Below are 15,382 nucleotides of genomic sequence, written 5' to 3'. Positions count from 1 at the left end.
AAGTGGGGCGAATTATAGGCGGTTAAGATTCCGAGTCAAGCCCTAATTGAGTGACTCTATCAATTAATCCAAAACCACCTATATAGAGGGGGCTAACGCCCCCTCTATATAGGTGCCTACAGAACCCCCGACTGACGCAAAGCCTCAATAGCGCCAGACCGTAGCCCCAGTACCCGCTCCAGCACCTCCTGAGTGTGCTCACCCAGTAATGGAGGCGCATTGCGGTATTCCACCGGCGTACTCGACAACCGAATCGGACTTGCTACCTGCGGCACCATTCCCGCCAGCGCATGCGGCATCTCTATGGCCAGGCCCCGCGCCTGTACCTGAGGATCGGCAAACACCTGCGCCAAATCATTGATCGGCCCGCATGGCACACCGACCGCCTCCAATTGCGCCACCCACTCAGCGGTCGTTTTGAAGACAGTCGCCTGCCGTATCAACGGCACCAGCACCGCGCGGTTGGCCACCCGCTGCTTGTTACTCACAAACCGAGGGTCATCCCCCCACTCAGGTCGGCCTGCCACCTCTGCGAACTTACGGAATTGACTGTCATTACCCACAGTAAGGATGAAGTCACCATCCGCCGTTGGGAAATCCTGGTACGGAACGATGTTCGGGTGGGCATTACCCAAACGCTGCGAAGGCACGCCTGTTGTCAGGTAGTTCATTGCCTGATTGGCCAGGCATGCCACCTGCACATCCAGCAATGCCATATCAATGTGCTGCCCACCACCATCATGCTGACGGTGAGCAAGGGCAGCAAGAATCGCTACGGTCGAGTAAAGCCCGGTCAGAATGTCCGTCAGCGCAACCCCAACCTTGACCGGCCCCGCCCCCTCCTCTCCTTCAGGACGACCGGTCAAGCTCATCAGACCGCCCAATCCCTGAATCATGAAGTCATAGCCCGCCCTCTTGGCATAAGGGCCCGTCTGACCAAATCCTGTGATCGAGCAGTAGATCAACTCAGGGTTCAGCTCCTTGAGCGACGCATAGTCCAATCCGTAAGCCTTCAAGCCCCCGACCTTGAAGTTCTCAATGAGGATGTCGGACTTCGCTGCCAGCTCACGCACCAGTCGCTGCCCTTCAGGCTTGGTGAAGTCAATGGTCACCGATTGCTTGTTGCGATTGGCCGACAAGTAGTAAGCCGCCTCACCGGTACTCTCGCCACGGGCATTTGCAAGAAAAGGCGGCCCCCAGGCTCGAGTGTCATCCCCATTACCCGGACGCTCTACCTTGATGACTTCAGCCCCGAGGTCCGCCAGGATCTGGCCCGCCCATGGGCCGGCCAATACCCGCGACAAATCCAACACCCGCAAATGCGATAAAGCACCCATGAGGCGAACTCCTATTAATAGAACGCCTGAAGACCGGTTTGTGCACGCCCAAGAATCAAGGCATGCACGTCATGCGTTCCTTCATAGGTATTCACCACTTCAAGGTTGACCAAGTGCCGCGCCACTCCGAACTCATCTGAAATGCCATTACCGCCCAGCATGTCGCGAGCCATACGCGCGATATCCAGCGATTTACCGCACGAGTTGCGCTTCATGATCGAGGTAATCTCAACAGCTGCAGTTCCTTCATCCTTCATTCGACCCAAACGCAGGCAACCTTGCAGCGCCAGCGTAATTTCGGTCTGCATGTCAGCCAGTTTCTTCTGAATCAGCTGCGTCGCAGCCAAAGGCCGACCGAACTGATGACGGTCCAGCGTGTATTGGCGAGCAGTGTGCCAGCAGAACTCAGCAGCCCCCAGCGCACCCCAAGAGATGCCATAGCGCGCGGAGTTGAGACAGGTGAAAGGGCCTTTTAAGCCGCGCACATCAGGAAAGATGTTTTCCTGCGGCACAAAGACGTTATCCATGACGATTTCGCCAGTAATCGATGCACGCAAACCGACCTTGCCGTGAATCGCCGGAGTGCTCAGGCCTTTCCAGCCCTTTTCAAGCACAAACCCACGAATGTCACCCTCGTCATCCTTCGCCCACACTACAAAGACATCAGCGATAGGGCTATTGGTGATCCACATCTTGCTGCCCGTCAGGCTATAACCGCCATCGACGGACCGAGCACGAGTGATCATCGCACCCGGGTCAGAGCCATGATTGGGCTCAGTCAGGCCAAAGCAACCAATCCATTCGCCGGAGGCCAGCTTGGGCAGATACTTCTGTTTTTGCGCCTCAGTCCCGAACTCATTGATCGGCACCATCACCAAGGACGACTGCACGCTCATCATTGAGCGATAACCAGAGTCCACCCGCTCCACTTCACGGGCAATAAGTCCATAACTGACGTAGTTAAGGCCGCTACCACCGTATTGCTCAGGAATCATTGCACCCAGCAACCCGGTCTCACCCATTTCGCGAAAAATCGCAGGGTCAGTCTTCTCATTGCGGAAAGCTTCAAGTACACGTGGCGCCAGCTTATCCTGGGCAAACTGCTCAGCACTGTCGCGCACCATGCGCTCTTCTTCAGTCAGTTGCTGATCCAGCAGCAATGGATCAATCCAGTTGAAGCTTGCTTTACCCGCCATGAGTGAACCCTCAAGAAATAGATCAAATGTCGTAAGCCGATCCTAGGCCGCCTTCTATATAAGGACAAACGAGGATTCAGCACGCTCTTGTGATAATTTCTCACTCCGTAGCACCCAAAAAAGCCATCTTTGATGATCTTTAGTGAGGAAGCTGTACATGCGCCGCAAAATACCCAGCACAACAGCCCTGATCAGTTTTGAAGCTGCCGCACGCCATGAAAGCTTTACCAAAGCGGCAGAGGAGCTTTCCCTCACGCAAGGCGCTATTTGCCGACAAATTGCTAGCCTGGAAGATTTCCTGAGCGTAGAGCTCTTCAGACGCTCCAAGCGCGGCGTGAAACTGACTGAAGCAGGCCTTTCTTACAGCCGTCGAATTGCGACCCAACTCGATGCAGTGGAACGGGACACGCTGTCCGTCATGGGCCAACAGGGTGCCAATGTCATTGAGCTGGCCGTCGTACCCACCTTTGGTACGCAATGGCTGCTTCCAAGACTCAAGGACTTCCAGCAACAACATCCGGACGTCACCGTTAACCTGACAAACCGTACGCGCCCGTTCCTGTTTGCTGACACCGATTTTGATGCCGCCATCTACTTCGGCGATGCCGACTGGTCCGGTACAGCGTCGTATCGCCTGATGGGAGAAAACCCGGTCCCTGTATGCAGCCCATCGCTACTGGGCCCAAACCAGAGCCTCAGCCCTCAAGCCCTCTCCGAGCTGCCACTGTTGCAGCAAACCACCCGCCCCTACGCGTGGCGACAATGGTTTAACGCACAAGGCTTGAACGTGCCACGAGACCTGACAGGTCCTCGCTACGAACTGTTCTCGATGCTCGCCCAAGCCGCCATGCACGAAATGGGCGTGGCGCTCATTCCACCTTTTCTGATCCAGCGAGAACTGTCCGAGAAACGACTGGTGGTCGCCAACCCCTGCACTTTGCCGAGTGCCAAGGCTTACTACCTGATGATTCCAGAGCGCAAAATTGAGTCTGCTTCACTCAAGGCCTTTCGCGACTGGCTGATCGATCAGGCCCAGTGCTACAGCCTGAGCTGAAGTCCCGCATCGTCCGGAAGGGTTATGTAGTTACTACAAAACACACTACATATATACGTAAATGTCGCTTTTAAGCAGTCCTTACTTATGTCTAACTAGACAAACCTTAAAGCCAGTAACCACGCGGCCTGCAGGGTATTTCTGAAAGTTATGCAGCGATAACCAAAAGAAATGTGAGAAAACTTTAAAAACCACAACAAAACGCTACAGGCCACGTCAATAAAGGCCTGCAGCCTGTCGTTGCGACATTCGGTCACTGCATGACTTGTAGTTAAAATTCCGTCACCCTCCATAAGTTCTTGAAGGCCTAAAAAATCGCCTGCATTATGCGGCGCCCCACCCAGATTTTGGTGGGGTCGTGCTGATCGGCCGCCCCAGTCGCACCATCCGTAGTGCGCTGGCTTTCTTATAAAAGATCACGCAGGAGATATGACGTGCACATTGGTGTTCCTCTCGAAACCCATACGGGTGAAACCCGGGTCGCTGCTACCCCGGAAACCATCAAGAAGCTGATCGGCCAAGGCCATAAAGTGACTGTTCAAACCGGCGCAGGTATTAATGCCAGCGTCACTGACAGTGCTTATGAAGCAGCAGGGGCAAACATTGGGAGCGTCAGCGATGCCTTCGGCGCCGAACTGATTCTCAAGGTTGTAGCCCCCAATGACAGCGAGTTGGCCTTGATCAGCAGCGGTACCGTGCTGGTTGGCATGCTTAACCCGTTCAGCAATGAAACCATTGCCAAGCTGGCTGAACGCGGGATCACGGCGTTCTCTCTCGAAGCGGCCCCGCGCACCTCTCGCGCACAAAGTCTTGATGTGCTGTCATCTCAAGCCAACATTGCCGGCTATAAAGCCGTCCTGCTCGCCGCCCATCACTATCCACGCTTTATGCCGATGCTGATGACCGCTGCCGGTACGGTAAAAGCCGCTCGCGTGCTGATCCTGGGCGCAGGTGTTGCCGGATTGCAGGCCATCGCCACGGCCAAACGCCTGGGAGCAGTCATCGAGGCTTCCGATGTGCGCCCTGCCGTTAAAGAGCAGATCGAATCCCTGGGCGCCAAATTTGTCGACGTGCCGTATGAAACCGACGAAGAACGCGAGTGTGCGGTTGGCGTTGGCGGTTATGCACGTCCAATGCCCGCCAGCTGGATGCAACGCCAGGCGCTGGCCGTTCATGAGCGCGCCAAACAGGCTGATATCGTCATTACCACTGCACTGATCCCGGGCCGTAAAGCCCCTGTGCTGCTGAGCGCCGAAACCGTGGCACAGATGAAGCCCGGCTCGGTAGTTATCGATCTGGCCGCAGCCCAGGGCGGCAACTGCCCCTTGACCGTGGCCGATCAGGTTGTCATTGAGCACGGCGTAACCATCGTTGGGCACACCAACCTGGCCGCCCTGGTGGCAGCAGATGCTTCTGCGCTTTACGCCCGTAACCTGCTGGACTTCCTCAAACTGGTCTTCACCCCTGAAGGTCAATTCCAGATCAACCTTGAAGACGATATCGTCGCCGCGTGCCTGATGTGCCGCGACGGTCAAGTCGTGCGCAAAAACGGCTGAGGATAAAAACAATGGAAGAGCTGATCTCCCCCGGCATCTACAACTTGATCATCTTTGTACTGGCTATATATGTCGGTTATCACGTGGTCTGGAACGTTACACCTGCCTTGCATACCCCTTTGATGGCCGTAACCAACGCCATTTCCGCAATTGTAATCGTGGGCGCCATGCTCGCTGCAGCCCTGACCGTCACCCCGCTGGGTAAAACCATGGGTACCCTCGCGGTCGCGCTGGCCGCCGTCAACGTATTTGGTGGATTTTTGGTCACCCGGCGCATGCTGGAAATGTTCAAGAAAAAAGCACCTAAAGCCAAAGAAGAGGTGCGCAAGTCATGAGCATGAACCTGGTCACCGTTCTGTATCTGGTTGCATCGATCTGCTTCATTCAAGCCCTTAAAGGCCTGTCGCACCCCACTACATCACGCCGGGGCAATCTGTTCGGCATGCTCGGCATGGGTCTGGCGATCATTACCACCGTCGGCTTGATCTACAAGCTGGGCGCAGAGATCGCTACGGCTGGCATCGGCTATGTGATTGTTGGCCTGCTGGTCGGCGGTACCGCTGGCTCTATCATGGCCAAACGCGTCGAAATGACAAAAATGCCTGAGCTGGTCGCCTTCATGCACAGCATGATCGGCCTTGCGGCGGTATTTATTGCGATCGCTGCCGTGGTTGAACCGCAATCGCTGGGCATCGTCAAACATCTGGGCGAGGCCATCCCTGCCGGTAACCGTCTGGAGTTGTTCCTGGGTGCAGCCATTGGCGCCATCACGTTCTCCGGCTCGGTGATTGCCTTTGGCAAGCTCTCGGGCAAATACAAGTTCCGCCTGTTCCAGGGTGCACCCGTACAGTTCAGCGGCCAACACAAGCTGAACCTGGTACTGGGCCTGACCACGCTGGGCCTTGGCATCACCTTTATGCTGACCGGCAACCTCAATGCCTTTGCACTGATGCTGGCTTTGGCGTTCGTTTTGGGGGTACTGATCATCATCCCGATTGGCGGCGCCGACATGCCGGTCGTGGTTTCGATGCTGAACAGCTACTCGGGCTGGGCGGCGGCTGGCATTGGCTTTTCGCTGAACAACTCAATGCTGATTATTGCCGGATCGCTGGTAGGTTCTTCGGGTGCGATTCTTTCGTACATCATGTGCAAGGCAATGAACCGCTCGTTCTTCAACGTGATTCTTGGCGGTTTCGGCGGCGCAGTCGAGTCGGACGGGCCTGCCGGCTCGAAAGAAGCGCGCCCGGTGAAGTCTGGCTCAGCCGATGACGCCACCTTCCTGCTGACCAACGCCGACACCGTGATCATCGTTCCAGGTTATGGCCTGGCCGTGGCACGGGCACAACACGCCCTGAAAGAGCTGACCGAAAAGCTGACTCACCGCGGCGTGACCGTGAAGTACGCGATTCACCCGGTTGCAGGCCGGATGCCAGGTCACATGAACGTCTTGCTGGCCGAGGCCGAAGTGCCTTACGACCAGGTGTTCGAGATGGAAGACATCAACTCCGAGTTTGGCCAGGCCGACGTCGTACTGGTGCTTGGCGCCAACGACGTGGTCAACCCGGCAGCCAAGAACGATCCGAAATCGCCGATTGCCGGCATGCCGATTCTGGAAGCCTATAAAGCCAAAACTGTCATCGTGAATAAGCGTTCGATGGCCAGCGGTTATGCCGGCCTGGATAACGAGTTGTTCTATCTGGATAAAACCATGATGGTTTTCGGCGACGCCAAGAAAGTTATTGAAGATATGGTGAAAGCGGTCGAGTAACATCCCCGCCCCCAGCAACACTCAAACCCCGGCGCTGGATTGGCCGGGGTTTTCTATTTCTAGAGATCCCGACCAATGGCTCTAAATCGCCGTCTGGCATTCGACCATGGTAGCGGGACGTAAGGCTGTGAAAATGAATAGACTGCGCCTCTTGCTTCCGTTGCCCGAGATAACAATCCATGTACCGTGAACGTATTCGCCTGACTTCCCTACACGATAAGGTCATGAGCGCCGAAGAAGCCGCCGCCCTTATCCAGGACGGCATGACCGTCGGCATGAGCGGTTTTACCCGTGCCGGCGAAGCCAAGGCAGTCCCACAAGCATTGGCCGAGCGCGCCAAGTTGTCACCGCTCAAAATCACCCTGATGACCGGCGCCAGCCTGGGCAACGACCTCGACAAGCAATTGACCGAAGCCGGTGTACTCGCTCGTCGCATGCCCTTTCAGGTCGACAGCACCCTGCGCAAGGCAATCAATGCCGGCGAGGTAATGTTTATCGATCAACACTTGTCCGAAACCGTTGAGCAACTGCGTAACAATCAGCTCAAACTGCCGGACATTGCCGTTATCGAAGCCGTTGCCATTACCGAGCAAGGTCATATTGTTCCAACGACCTCCGTAGGTAACTCCGCCAGCTTTGCGATCTTCGCCAAACAGGTCATCGTCGAAATCAACCTGGCGCACAATCCGAACCTGGAAGGTCTGCACGATATTTATATCCCGACCTACCGTCCGACCCGTACACCGATTCCGCTGACCAAGGTCGATGACCGCATTGGCAGCACCGCGATTCCGATCCCGGCCGAAAAAATCGTCGCGATTGTCATCACCAACAAACCGGATTCGCCGTCCACGGTGCTCGAGCCCGACAGCGAAACCCAAGGCATTGCCTTCCACCTGATCAACTTCCTCAAGCAGGAAGTGGACGCTGGGCGCATGACCAACAAGCTCGGCCCGCTGCAAGCCGGTATCGGAAACATCGCTAACGCGGTGATGTGTGGTCTGATCGACTCACCGTTCGAAGACCTGACCATGTACTCCGAGGTACTGCAGGACTCAACCTTCGACCTGATCGACGCGGGCAAGATGAGTTTCGCCTCAGGGAGCTCCATCACCTTGTCCAGCCGCCGCAATGCGGACGTGTTCGGTAACCTGGAACGCTATAAAGACAAACTGGTACTGCGTCCCCAAGAGATCTCAAATCACCCGGAAGTGGTTCGTCGCCTGGGCATCATCGGTATCAATACCGCACTGGAATTCGACATCTACGGCAACGTCAACTCCACTCATGTCTGCGGCACGCGGATGATGAACGGCATCGGCGGCTCGGGGGACTTCGCGCGAAACGCTCACTTGGCGATCTTTGTGACCAAGTCCATTGCCAAGGCTGGGGCAATCTCCAGCGTTGTTCCTATGGTCAGTCACGTCGACCACACAGAGCACGACGTCGACATTCTCGTCACAGAGCAAGGACTGGCCGACCTGCGCGGCCTGGCCCCGCGTGAGCGCGCACGCGTCATCATCGACAACTGCGTCCATCCGGACTTCCGTGAGGCGCTGAACGAGTACTTCGCCGCTGCTTGCGCAATTGGCGGTCATACACCGCATATCCTGCGCGAGGCCCTGAGCTGGCATATCAACCTGGAAGAAACCGGGAAGATGCTGCCGTAACACGCGGACTAGACAGCCGCCGCTGAAATTTCATTTCATCGGCGGTTTTTTTTCGCCCTGAGTTTCAAAAACTGTACTGCTGTACTGGTCATTTTCAGCCTGTTTTCACCGTCAAACCCGCAATTCCGATCAAAAATGCACCACATTGGGGCTTACAGGTACAGTTGTGCTCATTTATGGCCGTACAGCACTAATAAACAGTTAACTGGCCCAGCGCAATACAGGTGAACTGTATCTAGAGACCCTGGACAAAGAGGAGGATCATTGGCATCAGTTAAACCACTAGCCAATGCCGCCACAAGCGGAAGGATGCCGTCATGGAACGTACACTCAGTTCCGAACTGTTCAGCGAAAGCAACACTGTAAAAAACCAGGCTGCCATGCCTTTGCGCGTACTTGCCAACCTTATGTTGTGGCAGCGCCGTATCTCCAGCCGCCATCAATTGGCTCGACTGGATTCGCGTCTTCTGGCTGATGCCGGGATTAGCGAAGCACAGCGTTACGAAGAGCTGAGCAAGCCGTTCTGGCGCTAAAGAGCGCTCGCTGGCCCTGACCATCGGTCCATCGCCAGCACCCTGAATTGAAAAAACAAAACCCGTCACGGTCAGCCGTTGACGGGTTTTGTCGTTTATAAGCCTGTTTTTTGAAGAGAGACAGCTGACAGGTACAGTTGTTAAAATATAAGAATATAGCCAGTACAGTTTCGTAAAGCCCTGATCTAGAGCAGTGCAGCGTAGCAAGCTGCAAAAACAGCCTATGCGCCATACGTGGTCTGCGCCTACTATTCACACCATAACCGTCTATTTTGTAATAGCTCATGCCCTGGAGTAACACCATGTCCACAATTCGCCTACTCACTGCTGCTGCCTTGTTGACGCTTGCTGCGAGCGCTAATGCTTCAAGCTTTATCGTTACCACCGACTCTCTGGTAGGCTCCCTTAAAGCAACGTCTGACCTGACATCCGATGCGACCGGTTCGTTTCGTGACAACAAAATCGTGCGTGCCGCACGTGACGACGCCGCCAGCTTTGTTGCCAGTGAAGGTGCCATTCGTGGCGTGAAACTCGAAAGTGCATTCGAAGCCATCCGCCAACAAGCACCCGCGCTGCAAGCTACCGATACTCAACTGGCCCAGGCCATCCTGACTATCTAACGTACATCGCTCGCCTGCAGGGCAAGCCTGATCACGATGCAACGACGCGGCGTCTCTGCAGAGGCGCTGTGATGCTATCGCGAGCAAGCGCCCTCCTGCAGGCGTCATGCATCACCCCGCGCTGGCTCTGCCCCGGGCATTGCGCTAGCCTTGGGCCTCGCTCATCAGCTCACGAGACCCATGCGTTTTTTCTCTTTAGCTCTACTTGCCCTCTGCTGGACACACACAGCAAACGCCTTCGATATGACCACGCAAAATGTAGTGATCAGCGGTTACGTCACCAGTAAAGTGACATCCGCGCCTTTCGATCACAAACTGATACTTGCCGCCCAGGATGACGCCGCAGCCTTCGTTGCCAGCGATGGACAACTACGAGGAGCGCAGCTGGAGTCTGCCTTGCGCTACCTGCGCCAGTCCCAGCCAAAAATCAGTGCCAACGATCTTGAACTGGCACAAGCAATTCTCGTCCAATAAATACCCGCGTTATCTGGAGATGTTTCATGCGTAGCCCTTTGATTGTCGCCACCCTTGGCCTGTTTCTGCTCGCCGATGTAGCGCAGGCACAAACTGTCGTGCAGACCAGTAACATCATTGTCCGGGCTTTTGGCCGCACCATCGATTTCACTTCAGACACCACCACCTCCATACGCGATTCAAAAGTGGTACGTGAAGCCCACGATGACGCCGCTACATTTGTCGCCAGCCAAGGCAACATTCGTGGCGTGCAGCTGGAATCGGCTTTCAGCACCCTGCGTGACCGCGTACCTGAAGCCCGCAATGCCAGTGATCAAGACCTCGCCGAAGCCATCCTCGCTCTGTGAGGCGGTTAACTTGCTGGCTTGCAGCCTGTGGCCTGCTGCTGATCGGCAACAGTGCCCAGGCCGCGCTGCACCTGCAACTCAAGACCGAAGGTCTGAGTCCGGCTGAACAACAGGCCAGCCAAGCCCTGCTGGACGAAGCCATGCAGCGTTTGCCACCGCGCTTTATTGAGCAACTGGATCGCCAGATTCTGGTCGGCTGGACGGATGACATGCCTGGCAATGCCTATGGGCAAGCATCGCTGACCTCAGAACTGGACCTCAATCGCAAATTGCTGGCCGGGCTGGTCGATGGGTCTGCTGCCACCCAGCAGACCCAACGCCCTCACGGCACAGTACGGCGTGAAATGCTTGCCACGGTGTTGCATGAGCTCACCCATCTCTACGACCGCGCCCGCCTCTGGCCAGCCGCACAGCGTACGCTGATCCAGCGCTGTACCCGGCAAGCTGGCAGTGCAGGGATTATTGGTCTGCCGGATCAATGCCGGGGCCAGACCGATCGTCGTTTTACCCTCAGTGACGACCCGCGCCTGCTCGACCTCGCGGGCTGGCAGCAATATGTGGGCCGCCGGGGTGAGCGCGAGCAAGACAACCATCAGGTCGTACGTAGCCCGGATCTATACGAAGTCAGCAGTCCCAAGGAGTTTGTCGCGGTCAACATGGAGTACTTCCTCCTCGACCCCGCTTACGCCTGCCGCCGTCCGGCGCTGTACCGCTACTACCAGCAACACTTCGGTTGGGCTCCCGCGGCCAAAGACGAATGCCCTAAAGGCTTCGCCTTTTTAAATGCCGGCAACGACTTCGCCAAACAACCGCTGGGCACCGTCGACCCGGAACGGGTGTATGCCGTTGATTACCTGTTGGCGGAGGCTAACCAGGAGTGGGCCAGTCGCTGGGGTCACAGCATGCTGCGCCTGGTCATCTGCGCACCAGGGCGACCACGCGGCCCCGACTGCCGCCTCGATCTGCAAGAGCACCTGGTGCTGTCCTATCGGGCGTTCGTCAATGATGTACAGCTCTCCAGCTGGGATGGCCTGACCGGGGCCTATCCTTCGCGCCTGTTTGTATTGCCATTGGCGCAGGTGATCGACGAATACACCAAAACCGAACTGCGCAGCCTGGCGTCGGTACCGCTCAAACTGAACCGCCCGGAAATAGAAGAAGTGGTTGAACACGCGGCAGAGATGCATTGGAGCTACGACGGTGATTATTACTTCGTGTCCAATAACTGCGCCGTGGAGACCTTGAAACTGCTGCGCAGCGGCAGTGACAACAGCCAACTCAAGGGCCTGGACAGTATCGTCCCCAATGGTTTGCTGGAGGTGCTCAAAGCGCGCAATCTGGCAGATACCCGTGTGCTGGATGATCCCCGCGAGGCACTGCGTCTGGGCTATCGCTTTGATTCGTACCGAGATCGCTATCAGGCCATGTTCGATGTCCTGAAAACCCGTTTGCCAATCAAGCAAACCTCGGTCGAAGACTGGATGGCCCTGAACGCTGACGAGCGCCGCCCGTGGTTTGAAAAAGCCGACCTGCGCACCAGCGCCGCTCTGCTGTTGTTGGAGCAGGCCAGTTTTCGCCGACAGCTGCTATTGGCTCAGGATGAGGTCAAGCAGAAGTATCTGGGCGCCCGCGGGCTCAAGGATGGGGGCATGGATAAAGCCAACAAAACCCTTCAGGAAATTCTCGCCAGCAGCGGTTACCTCAGCCGCCCGGCCGAATTGCTGGGCAGCAGCGGCTACGGCTTGCCACAGGCCAAGGAATGGGCCTTGCTCGAGTCAGAAAGCAGTCAGCGCCAGCAGCAGCTACTACGCCTGACCGGTGACCTGGACAAAGAAGTACGTACCCTCTTGGAACCCGCCCGCGCTGCAGAGATCGCCGCCACTGAAGCCAACACCAAGCAGATCGGCGAACACCTGCGGGCGCTCCACAAAGCGGCAGGCGGGTTACAGCTGCCGTAGCAAGGCGTTACGCCCCCGGCACAAAGTGCTTCTGCGCTGTGCCGTGGGCGATCAGCCGTGAGAGGTAGTTCATTTTCTCGGCATCCTGATCGACGAAACGAAAGGTGAGTTGCAGCCAGTCGCTGTCCGGTTTGGGCTCGTACGCCACGATGGCATGCAAGTAGCCATTCAAACGCGCCACTTCCGCCTTCTCGCCTTGCTCAAGGTCCAGTACCGCGCTGTCCAGCACCTGAGGCAACACATCCCCGCGACGTACCACCAGCAGCGCCTCCTTAAGGCTCAGCGCCTTGATCACACACAGCTGGATACCATTGGGCAACCGCAGTTGCCCCTGGCTGCGGTTTGTCAGCGCGGGGGTAACCGGAGCCGATGCCTGGCGAGCTACTGGCTCCGGGACCGGCGCAGAGGCAGAGGCAGAGGCAGAGGCAACAACCTGCGCCTTGCCCCCCGTCAATGCATTCAGCGAGTCGTTACCAAAGGCCGAGTTGACCCGGGACGGTGCACTCGCCATCACCGCACTCAGCAGGCCGGCTTTGGTAAAGGCCTTCTTCACTTTGGTGAGTAGCTGTTCGTTGGTGAAGGGTTTGCTGACAAAGTCCGAAACACCGGCCTGTATCGCCTGCACCACATTCTCTTTGTCACCGCGGCTAGTCACCATGATGAATGGCAGCGTTTGCAGATGATCCTGTTCACGGCACCAGGTCAGGAGTTCAAGACCTGACATCTCGGGCATTTCCCAATCGCACAGCACCAGGTCGAACGATTCGCGGATCAGCAGGGACTGCGCTTTGCGACCGTTGACCGCGTCTTCGATCCTGATGCCCGGAAAATAGTTACGCAGGCAATTTTTAATCAGATCGCGAATAAACGACGCATCATCCACCACCAGCACACTGACCTTGCTCATCGACCGCTCCTTTAAAATCCTGACAACCATGCGCCAAATAGTGGCCATGTGCCAAGACCGATGGGCACCCCGACTGCATTAACGTCCGCAGAGCACCAGAATGTGAACGCTGAAAACCAAAACGCCCGGCAGGAGCCGGGCGTTTTTTGTCTCAGGCAGTCTTACTTATCGTCAGACCGAGGCTCAACATTAGCCTTATCACCGCCTGTTCCTTCAACTTCTTCGCGCATGCGCTTGAGGCCCATGTGCCTCACGTCAGTGCCGCGCACCAGATAAATCACCAACTCCGAGATATTGCGTGCGTGGTCACCGATGCGCTCCAGTGAACGCAGTACCCAGATGATGCTCAACACACGGGTGATCGAACGCGGATCTTCCATCATGTACGTGGCCAGCTCGCGCAGAGCGGTCTTGTATTCGCGGTCGATGATTTTGTCGTATTGCGCCACCGACAGAGCCAGGTCGGCATCGAAACGGGCAAACGCGTCCAGTGCATCGCGCACCATGTTGCGCACCTGGTCGCCAATGTGGCGCACCTCAACGTAACCCCGCGGCGCCTCACCTTCTTCGCAGAGCTGAATCGCCCGACGGGCAATTTTGGTGGCCTCGTCGCCAATACGCTCAAGGTCAATCACCGACTTGGAAATGCTGATGATCAGACGCAGGTCAGAGGCCGCAGGCTGACGACGGGCCAGAATGCGCAGGCATTCTTCGTCGATGTTGCGCTCCATTTGATTGATCTGGTCATCGATCTCGCGCACTTGCTGAGCCAACCCGGAGTCGGCCTCGATCAACGCCGTCACCGCATCGTTGACCTGTTTCTCGACCAGGCCGCCCATCGCCAGCAAGTGGCTGCGCACGTCTTCGAGTTCCGCGTTGAACTGCGCGGAAATGTGATGGGTGAGGCCATCCTTTGAAATCATGGTTTTGCTCCGCAAAAGCTGTGAGCTGCAAGCCAAAAGCTGCAAGCTGATTGTGTCGTTACGCCAAACTGCCTTACTTGCCGCCGAAGCTGAAAACTGGCGGCTGCCAACTAGCCATATCGACCGGTGATGTAGTCTTCGGTCTGTTTTTTGGCCGGGTTGGTGAACAAGGTATCAGTGTCGCCGTACTCAACCATTTTGCCCATGTACATAAACGCGGTGTAGTCGGAAACTCGCGCCGCCTGTTGCATGTTGTGAGTCACGATGACGATGGTGAACTTGGACTTGAGCTCGTAAATCAGCTCTTCAACCTTCAGCGTCGAGATCGGGTCGAGTGCCGAACATGGTTCATCGAGCAGCAACACCTCAGGCTCAACGGCAATGGTCCGGGCAATCACCAGACGCTGTTGCTGACCACCGGACAGGCCCAGTGCCGAATCGTGCAGGCGGTCCTTGACCTCCTCCCACAACGCGGCCCCCTTGAGAGCCCATTCGACCGCTTCGTCGAGGATGCGTTTTTTATTGATGCCTTGAATCCGCAGGCCGTAGACCACGTTTTCATAGATGGTCTTGGGGAACGGGTTTGGCTTCTGGAACACCATGCCCACTCGGCGACGCAGCTCAGCCACGTCTTCGCCCTTGCGGTAGATGTTGTTGCCGTACAGGTTGATCTCGCCTTCTACACGGCAGCCATCCACCAGGTCATTCATGCGATTGAAAGTGCGCAGCAGGGTGGATTTACCGCAACCCGATGGCCCGATAAACGCCGTTACCCGTTGTTTCGGGATATTCAGGCTGACGTCGAACAGGGCCTGCTTGTCGCCGTAGTAAAGGTTCAGGCCCGGCACTTCGATGGCGACGGCTTCATCAGCCAGGTTCAAGCTCTGCTTGCTGCGACCCAAGGCCGACATGTTGATGCCGTGGGAGGAGGATTCATGCTGCATGGGTTGCTCCATACGCTAAAAATTCGTATCGGTCGTTGGATCTGACCGGGTTTTTCATCTTCTGCAGGAGTGAACGTGCTCGCGAGCCAGACACC

Annotated in this window: 15 protein-coding genes; 10 read left to right on the top strand and 5 right to left on the bottom strand. The window is 56.5% G+C overall.

The window, feature by feature from the left end:
* Positions 1 to 116: 116 nt before the first annotated feature.
* Entirely contained in the window at positions 117 to 1,337 is a 1,221-nt protein-coding gene (locus AWM69_RS03130; RefSeq protein ID WP_131654167.1) for a CaiB/BaiF CoA-transferase family protein, read from the bottom strand.
* 14 nt (positions 1,338 to 1,351) lie between these two features.
* Complete coding sequence (locus AWM69_RS03125) at positions 1,352 to 2,533, bottom strand: acyl-CoA dehydrogenase (protein WP_003438163.1); 1,182 nt, start codon at positions 2,531 to 2,533, stop codon at positions 1,352 to 1,354.
* Positions 2,534 to 2,690: 157 nt separating this feature from the next.
* Between AWM69_RS03125 and AWM69_RS03120 the strand changes: the two genes are divergently transcribed.
* From AWM69_RS03120 to AWM69_RS03075, 10 genes are all read left to right on the top strand, one after another.
* On the top strand, positions 2,691 to 3,587 hold the full coding sequence (locus AWM69_RS03120; RefSeq protein WP_131654168.1) for a LysR family transcriptional regulator: 897 nt from the start codon (positions 2,691 to 2,693) through the stop codon (positions 3,585 to 3,587).
* A 434-nt stretch (positions 3,588 to 4,021) separates the two neighbouring features.
* Positions 4,022 to 5,143, top strand: coding sequence for a Re/Si-specific NAD(P)(+) transhydrogenase subunit alpha (locus AWM69_RS03115; protein WP_131654169.1), 1,122 nt, complete (start codon positions 4,022 to 4,024; stop codon positions 5,141 to 5,143).
* Positions 5,144 to 5,154: 11 nt separating this feature from the next.
* Complete coding sequence (locus AWM69_RS03110; RefSeq protein WP_048381665.1) at positions 5,155 to 5,478, top strand: NAD(P) transhydrogenase subunit alpha; 324 nt, start codon at positions 5,155 to 5,157, stop codon at positions 5,476 to 5,478.
* Positions 5,475 to 6,911: an NAD(P)(+) transhydrogenase (Re/Si-specific) subunit beta gene (locus AWM69_RS03105; RefSeq protein WP_048381663.1), complete on the top strand. Its 1,437-nt coding sequence runs from the start codon at positions 5,475 to 5,477 to the stop codon at positions 6,909 to 6,911. The genes AWM69_RS03110 and AWM69_RS03105 overlap by 4 nt, the downstream gene beginning before the upstream one ends.
* Before the next feature lie 179 nt (positions 6,912 to 7,090).
* Positions 7,091 to 8,581: an acetyl-CoA hydrolase/transferase family protein gene (locus AWM69_RS03100; protein ID WP_131654170.1), complete on the top strand. Its 1,491-nt coding sequence runs from the start codon at positions 7,091 to 7,093 to the stop codon at positions 8,579 to 8,581.
* Positions 8,582 to 8,898: 317 nt separating this feature from the next.
* Positions 8,899 to 9,114 (top strand): DUF1127 domain-containing protein, encoded by a 216-nt coding sequence (locus AWM69_RS03095; RefSeq protein ID WP_048381660.1) that lies wholly within the window; start codon positions 8,899 to 8,901, stop codon positions 9,112 to 9,114.
* Positions 9,115 to 9,416: 302 nt separating this feature from the next.
* The gene (locus AWM69_RS03090; protein ID WP_218725736.1) at positions 9,417 to 9,734 is read left to right on the top strand and encodes a DUF2388 domain-containing protein; all 318 of its coding nucleotides are present in this window, start codon (positions 9,417 to 9,419) and stop codon (positions 9,732 to 9,734) included.
* Positions 9,735 to 9,914: 180 nt separating this feature from the next.
* On the top strand, positions 9,915 to 10,208 hold the full coding sequence (locus AWM69_RS03085; RefSeq protein ID WP_048381655.1) for a DUF2388 domain-containing protein: 294 nt from the start codon (positions 9,915 to 9,917) through the stop codon (positions 10,206 to 10,208).
* Positions 10,209 to 10,234: 26 nt separating this feature from the next.
* Complete coding sequence (locus AWM69_RS03080; protein WP_048381653.1) at positions 10,235 to 10,555, top strand: DUF2388 domain-containing protein; 321 nt, start codon at positions 10,235 to 10,237, stop codon at positions 10,553 to 10,555.
* On the top strand, positions 10,552 to 12,513 hold the full coding sequence (locus tag AWM69_RS03075; protein ID WP_218725735.1) for a DUF4105 domain-containing protein: 1,962 nt from the start codon (positions 10,552 to 10,554) through the stop codon (positions 12,511 to 12,513). Before AWM69_RS03080 ends, AWM69_RS03075 begins: the two co-directional genes overlap by 4 nt.
* Positions 12,514 to 12,520: 7 nt before the next feature.
* Here the strand turns inward: AWM69_RS03075 and AWM69_RS03070 are convergent, their stop codons facing one another.
* The 3 genes from AWM69_RS03070 to pstB all read right to left on the bottom strand — a co-directional run bounded on the left by AWM69_RS03070 (position 12,521) and on the right by pstB (position 15,287).
* Positions 12,521 to 13,420 carry a response regulator gene (locus tag AWM69_RS03070; RefSeq protein WP_218725734.1) on the bottom strand — a complete coding sequence of 300 codons (900 nt, stop codon included), beginning with the start codon at positions 13,418 to 13,420 and terminating at the stop codon, positions 12,521 to 12,523.
* Positions 13,421 to 13,581: 161 nt separating this feature from the next.
* A complete protein-coding gene (gene phoU / locus AWM69_RS03065; protein ID WP_218725733.1) occupies positions 13,582 to 14,343 on the bottom strand; it encodes a phosphate signaling complex protein PhoU in 762 nt (253 codons plus the stop codon).
* 110 nt (positions 14,344 to 14,453) lie between these two features.
* Positions 14,454 to 15,287, bottom strand: a complete 834-nt coding sequence (gene pstB, locus AWM69_RS03060) for a phosphate ABC transporter ATP-binding protein PstB (RefSeq protein WP_048381645.1) — start codon at positions 15,285 to 15,287, stop codon at positions 14,454 to 14,456.
* Positions 15,288 to 15,382 lie beyond the last annotated feature (95 nt).

Origin of the sequence: Pseudomonas sp. D1HM, assembly GCF_019266105.1 — a bacterium.
GTDB classification, from domain to species: domain Bacteria; phylum Pseudomonadota; class Gammaproteobacteria; order Pseudomonadales; family Pseudomonadaceae; genus Aquipseudomonas; species Aquipseudomonas taetrolens.
The sequence above is the reverse complement of the archived record's forward strand: the minus strand, read 5'-3'. Positions and strand labels throughout refer to the sequence as shown.

Bases quoted from the DNA above. Each gene is read 5' to 3' on its own strand.
- AWM69_RS03130 (WP_131654167.1), bottom strand. From the start codon at position 1,337: ATGGGTGCTTTATCGCATTTGCGGGTGTTGGATTTGTCGCGGGTATTG.
- AWM69_RS03125 (WP_003438163.1), bottom strand. From the start codon at position 2,533: ATGGCGGGTAAAGCAAGCTTCAACTGGATTGATCCATTGCTGCTGGAT.
- AWM69_RS03120 (WP_131654168.1), top strand. From the start codon at position 2,691: ATGCGCCGCAAAATACCCAGCACAACAGCCCTGATCAGTTTTGAAGCT.
- AWM69_RS03110 (WP_048381665.1), top strand. From the start codon at position 5,155: ATGGAAGAGCTGATCTCCCCCGGCATCTACAACTTGATCATCTTTGTA.
- AWM69_RS03105 (WP_048381663.1), top strand. From the start codon at position 5,475: ATGAGCATGAACCTGGTCACCGTTCTGTATCTGGTTGCATCGATCTGC.
- AWM69_RS03100 (WP_131654170.1), top strand. From the start codon at position 7,091: ATGTACCGTGAACGTATTCGCCTGACTTCCCTACACGATAAGGTCATG.
- AWM69_RS03095 (WP_048381660.1), top strand. From the start codon at position 8,899: ATGGAACGTACACTCAGTTCCGAACTGTTCAGCGAAAGCAACACTGTA.
- AWM69_RS03090 (WP_218725736.1), top strand. From the start codon at position 9,417: ATGTCCACAATTCGCCTACTCACTGCTGCTGCCTTGTTGACGCTTGCT.
- AWM69_RS03085 (WP_048381655.1), top strand. From the start codon at position 9,915: ATGCGTTTTTTCTCTTTAGCTCTACTTGCCCTCTGCTGGACACACACA.
- AWM69_RS03080 (WP_048381653.1), top strand. From the start codon at position 10,235: ATGCGTAGCCCTTTGATTGTCGCCACCCTTGGCCTGTTTCTGCTCGCC.
- AWM69_RS03070 (WP_218725734.1), bottom strand. From the start codon at position 13,420: ATGAGCAAGGTCAGTGTGCTGGTGGTGGATGATGCGTCGTTTATTCGC.
- phoU (WP_218725733.1), bottom strand. From the start codon at position 14,343: ATGATTTCAAAGGATGGCCTCACCCATCACATTTCCGCGCAGTTCAAC.
- pstB (WP_048381645.1), bottom strand. From the start codon at position 15,287: ATGCAGCATGAATCCTCCTCCCACGGCATCAACATGTCGGCCTTGGGT.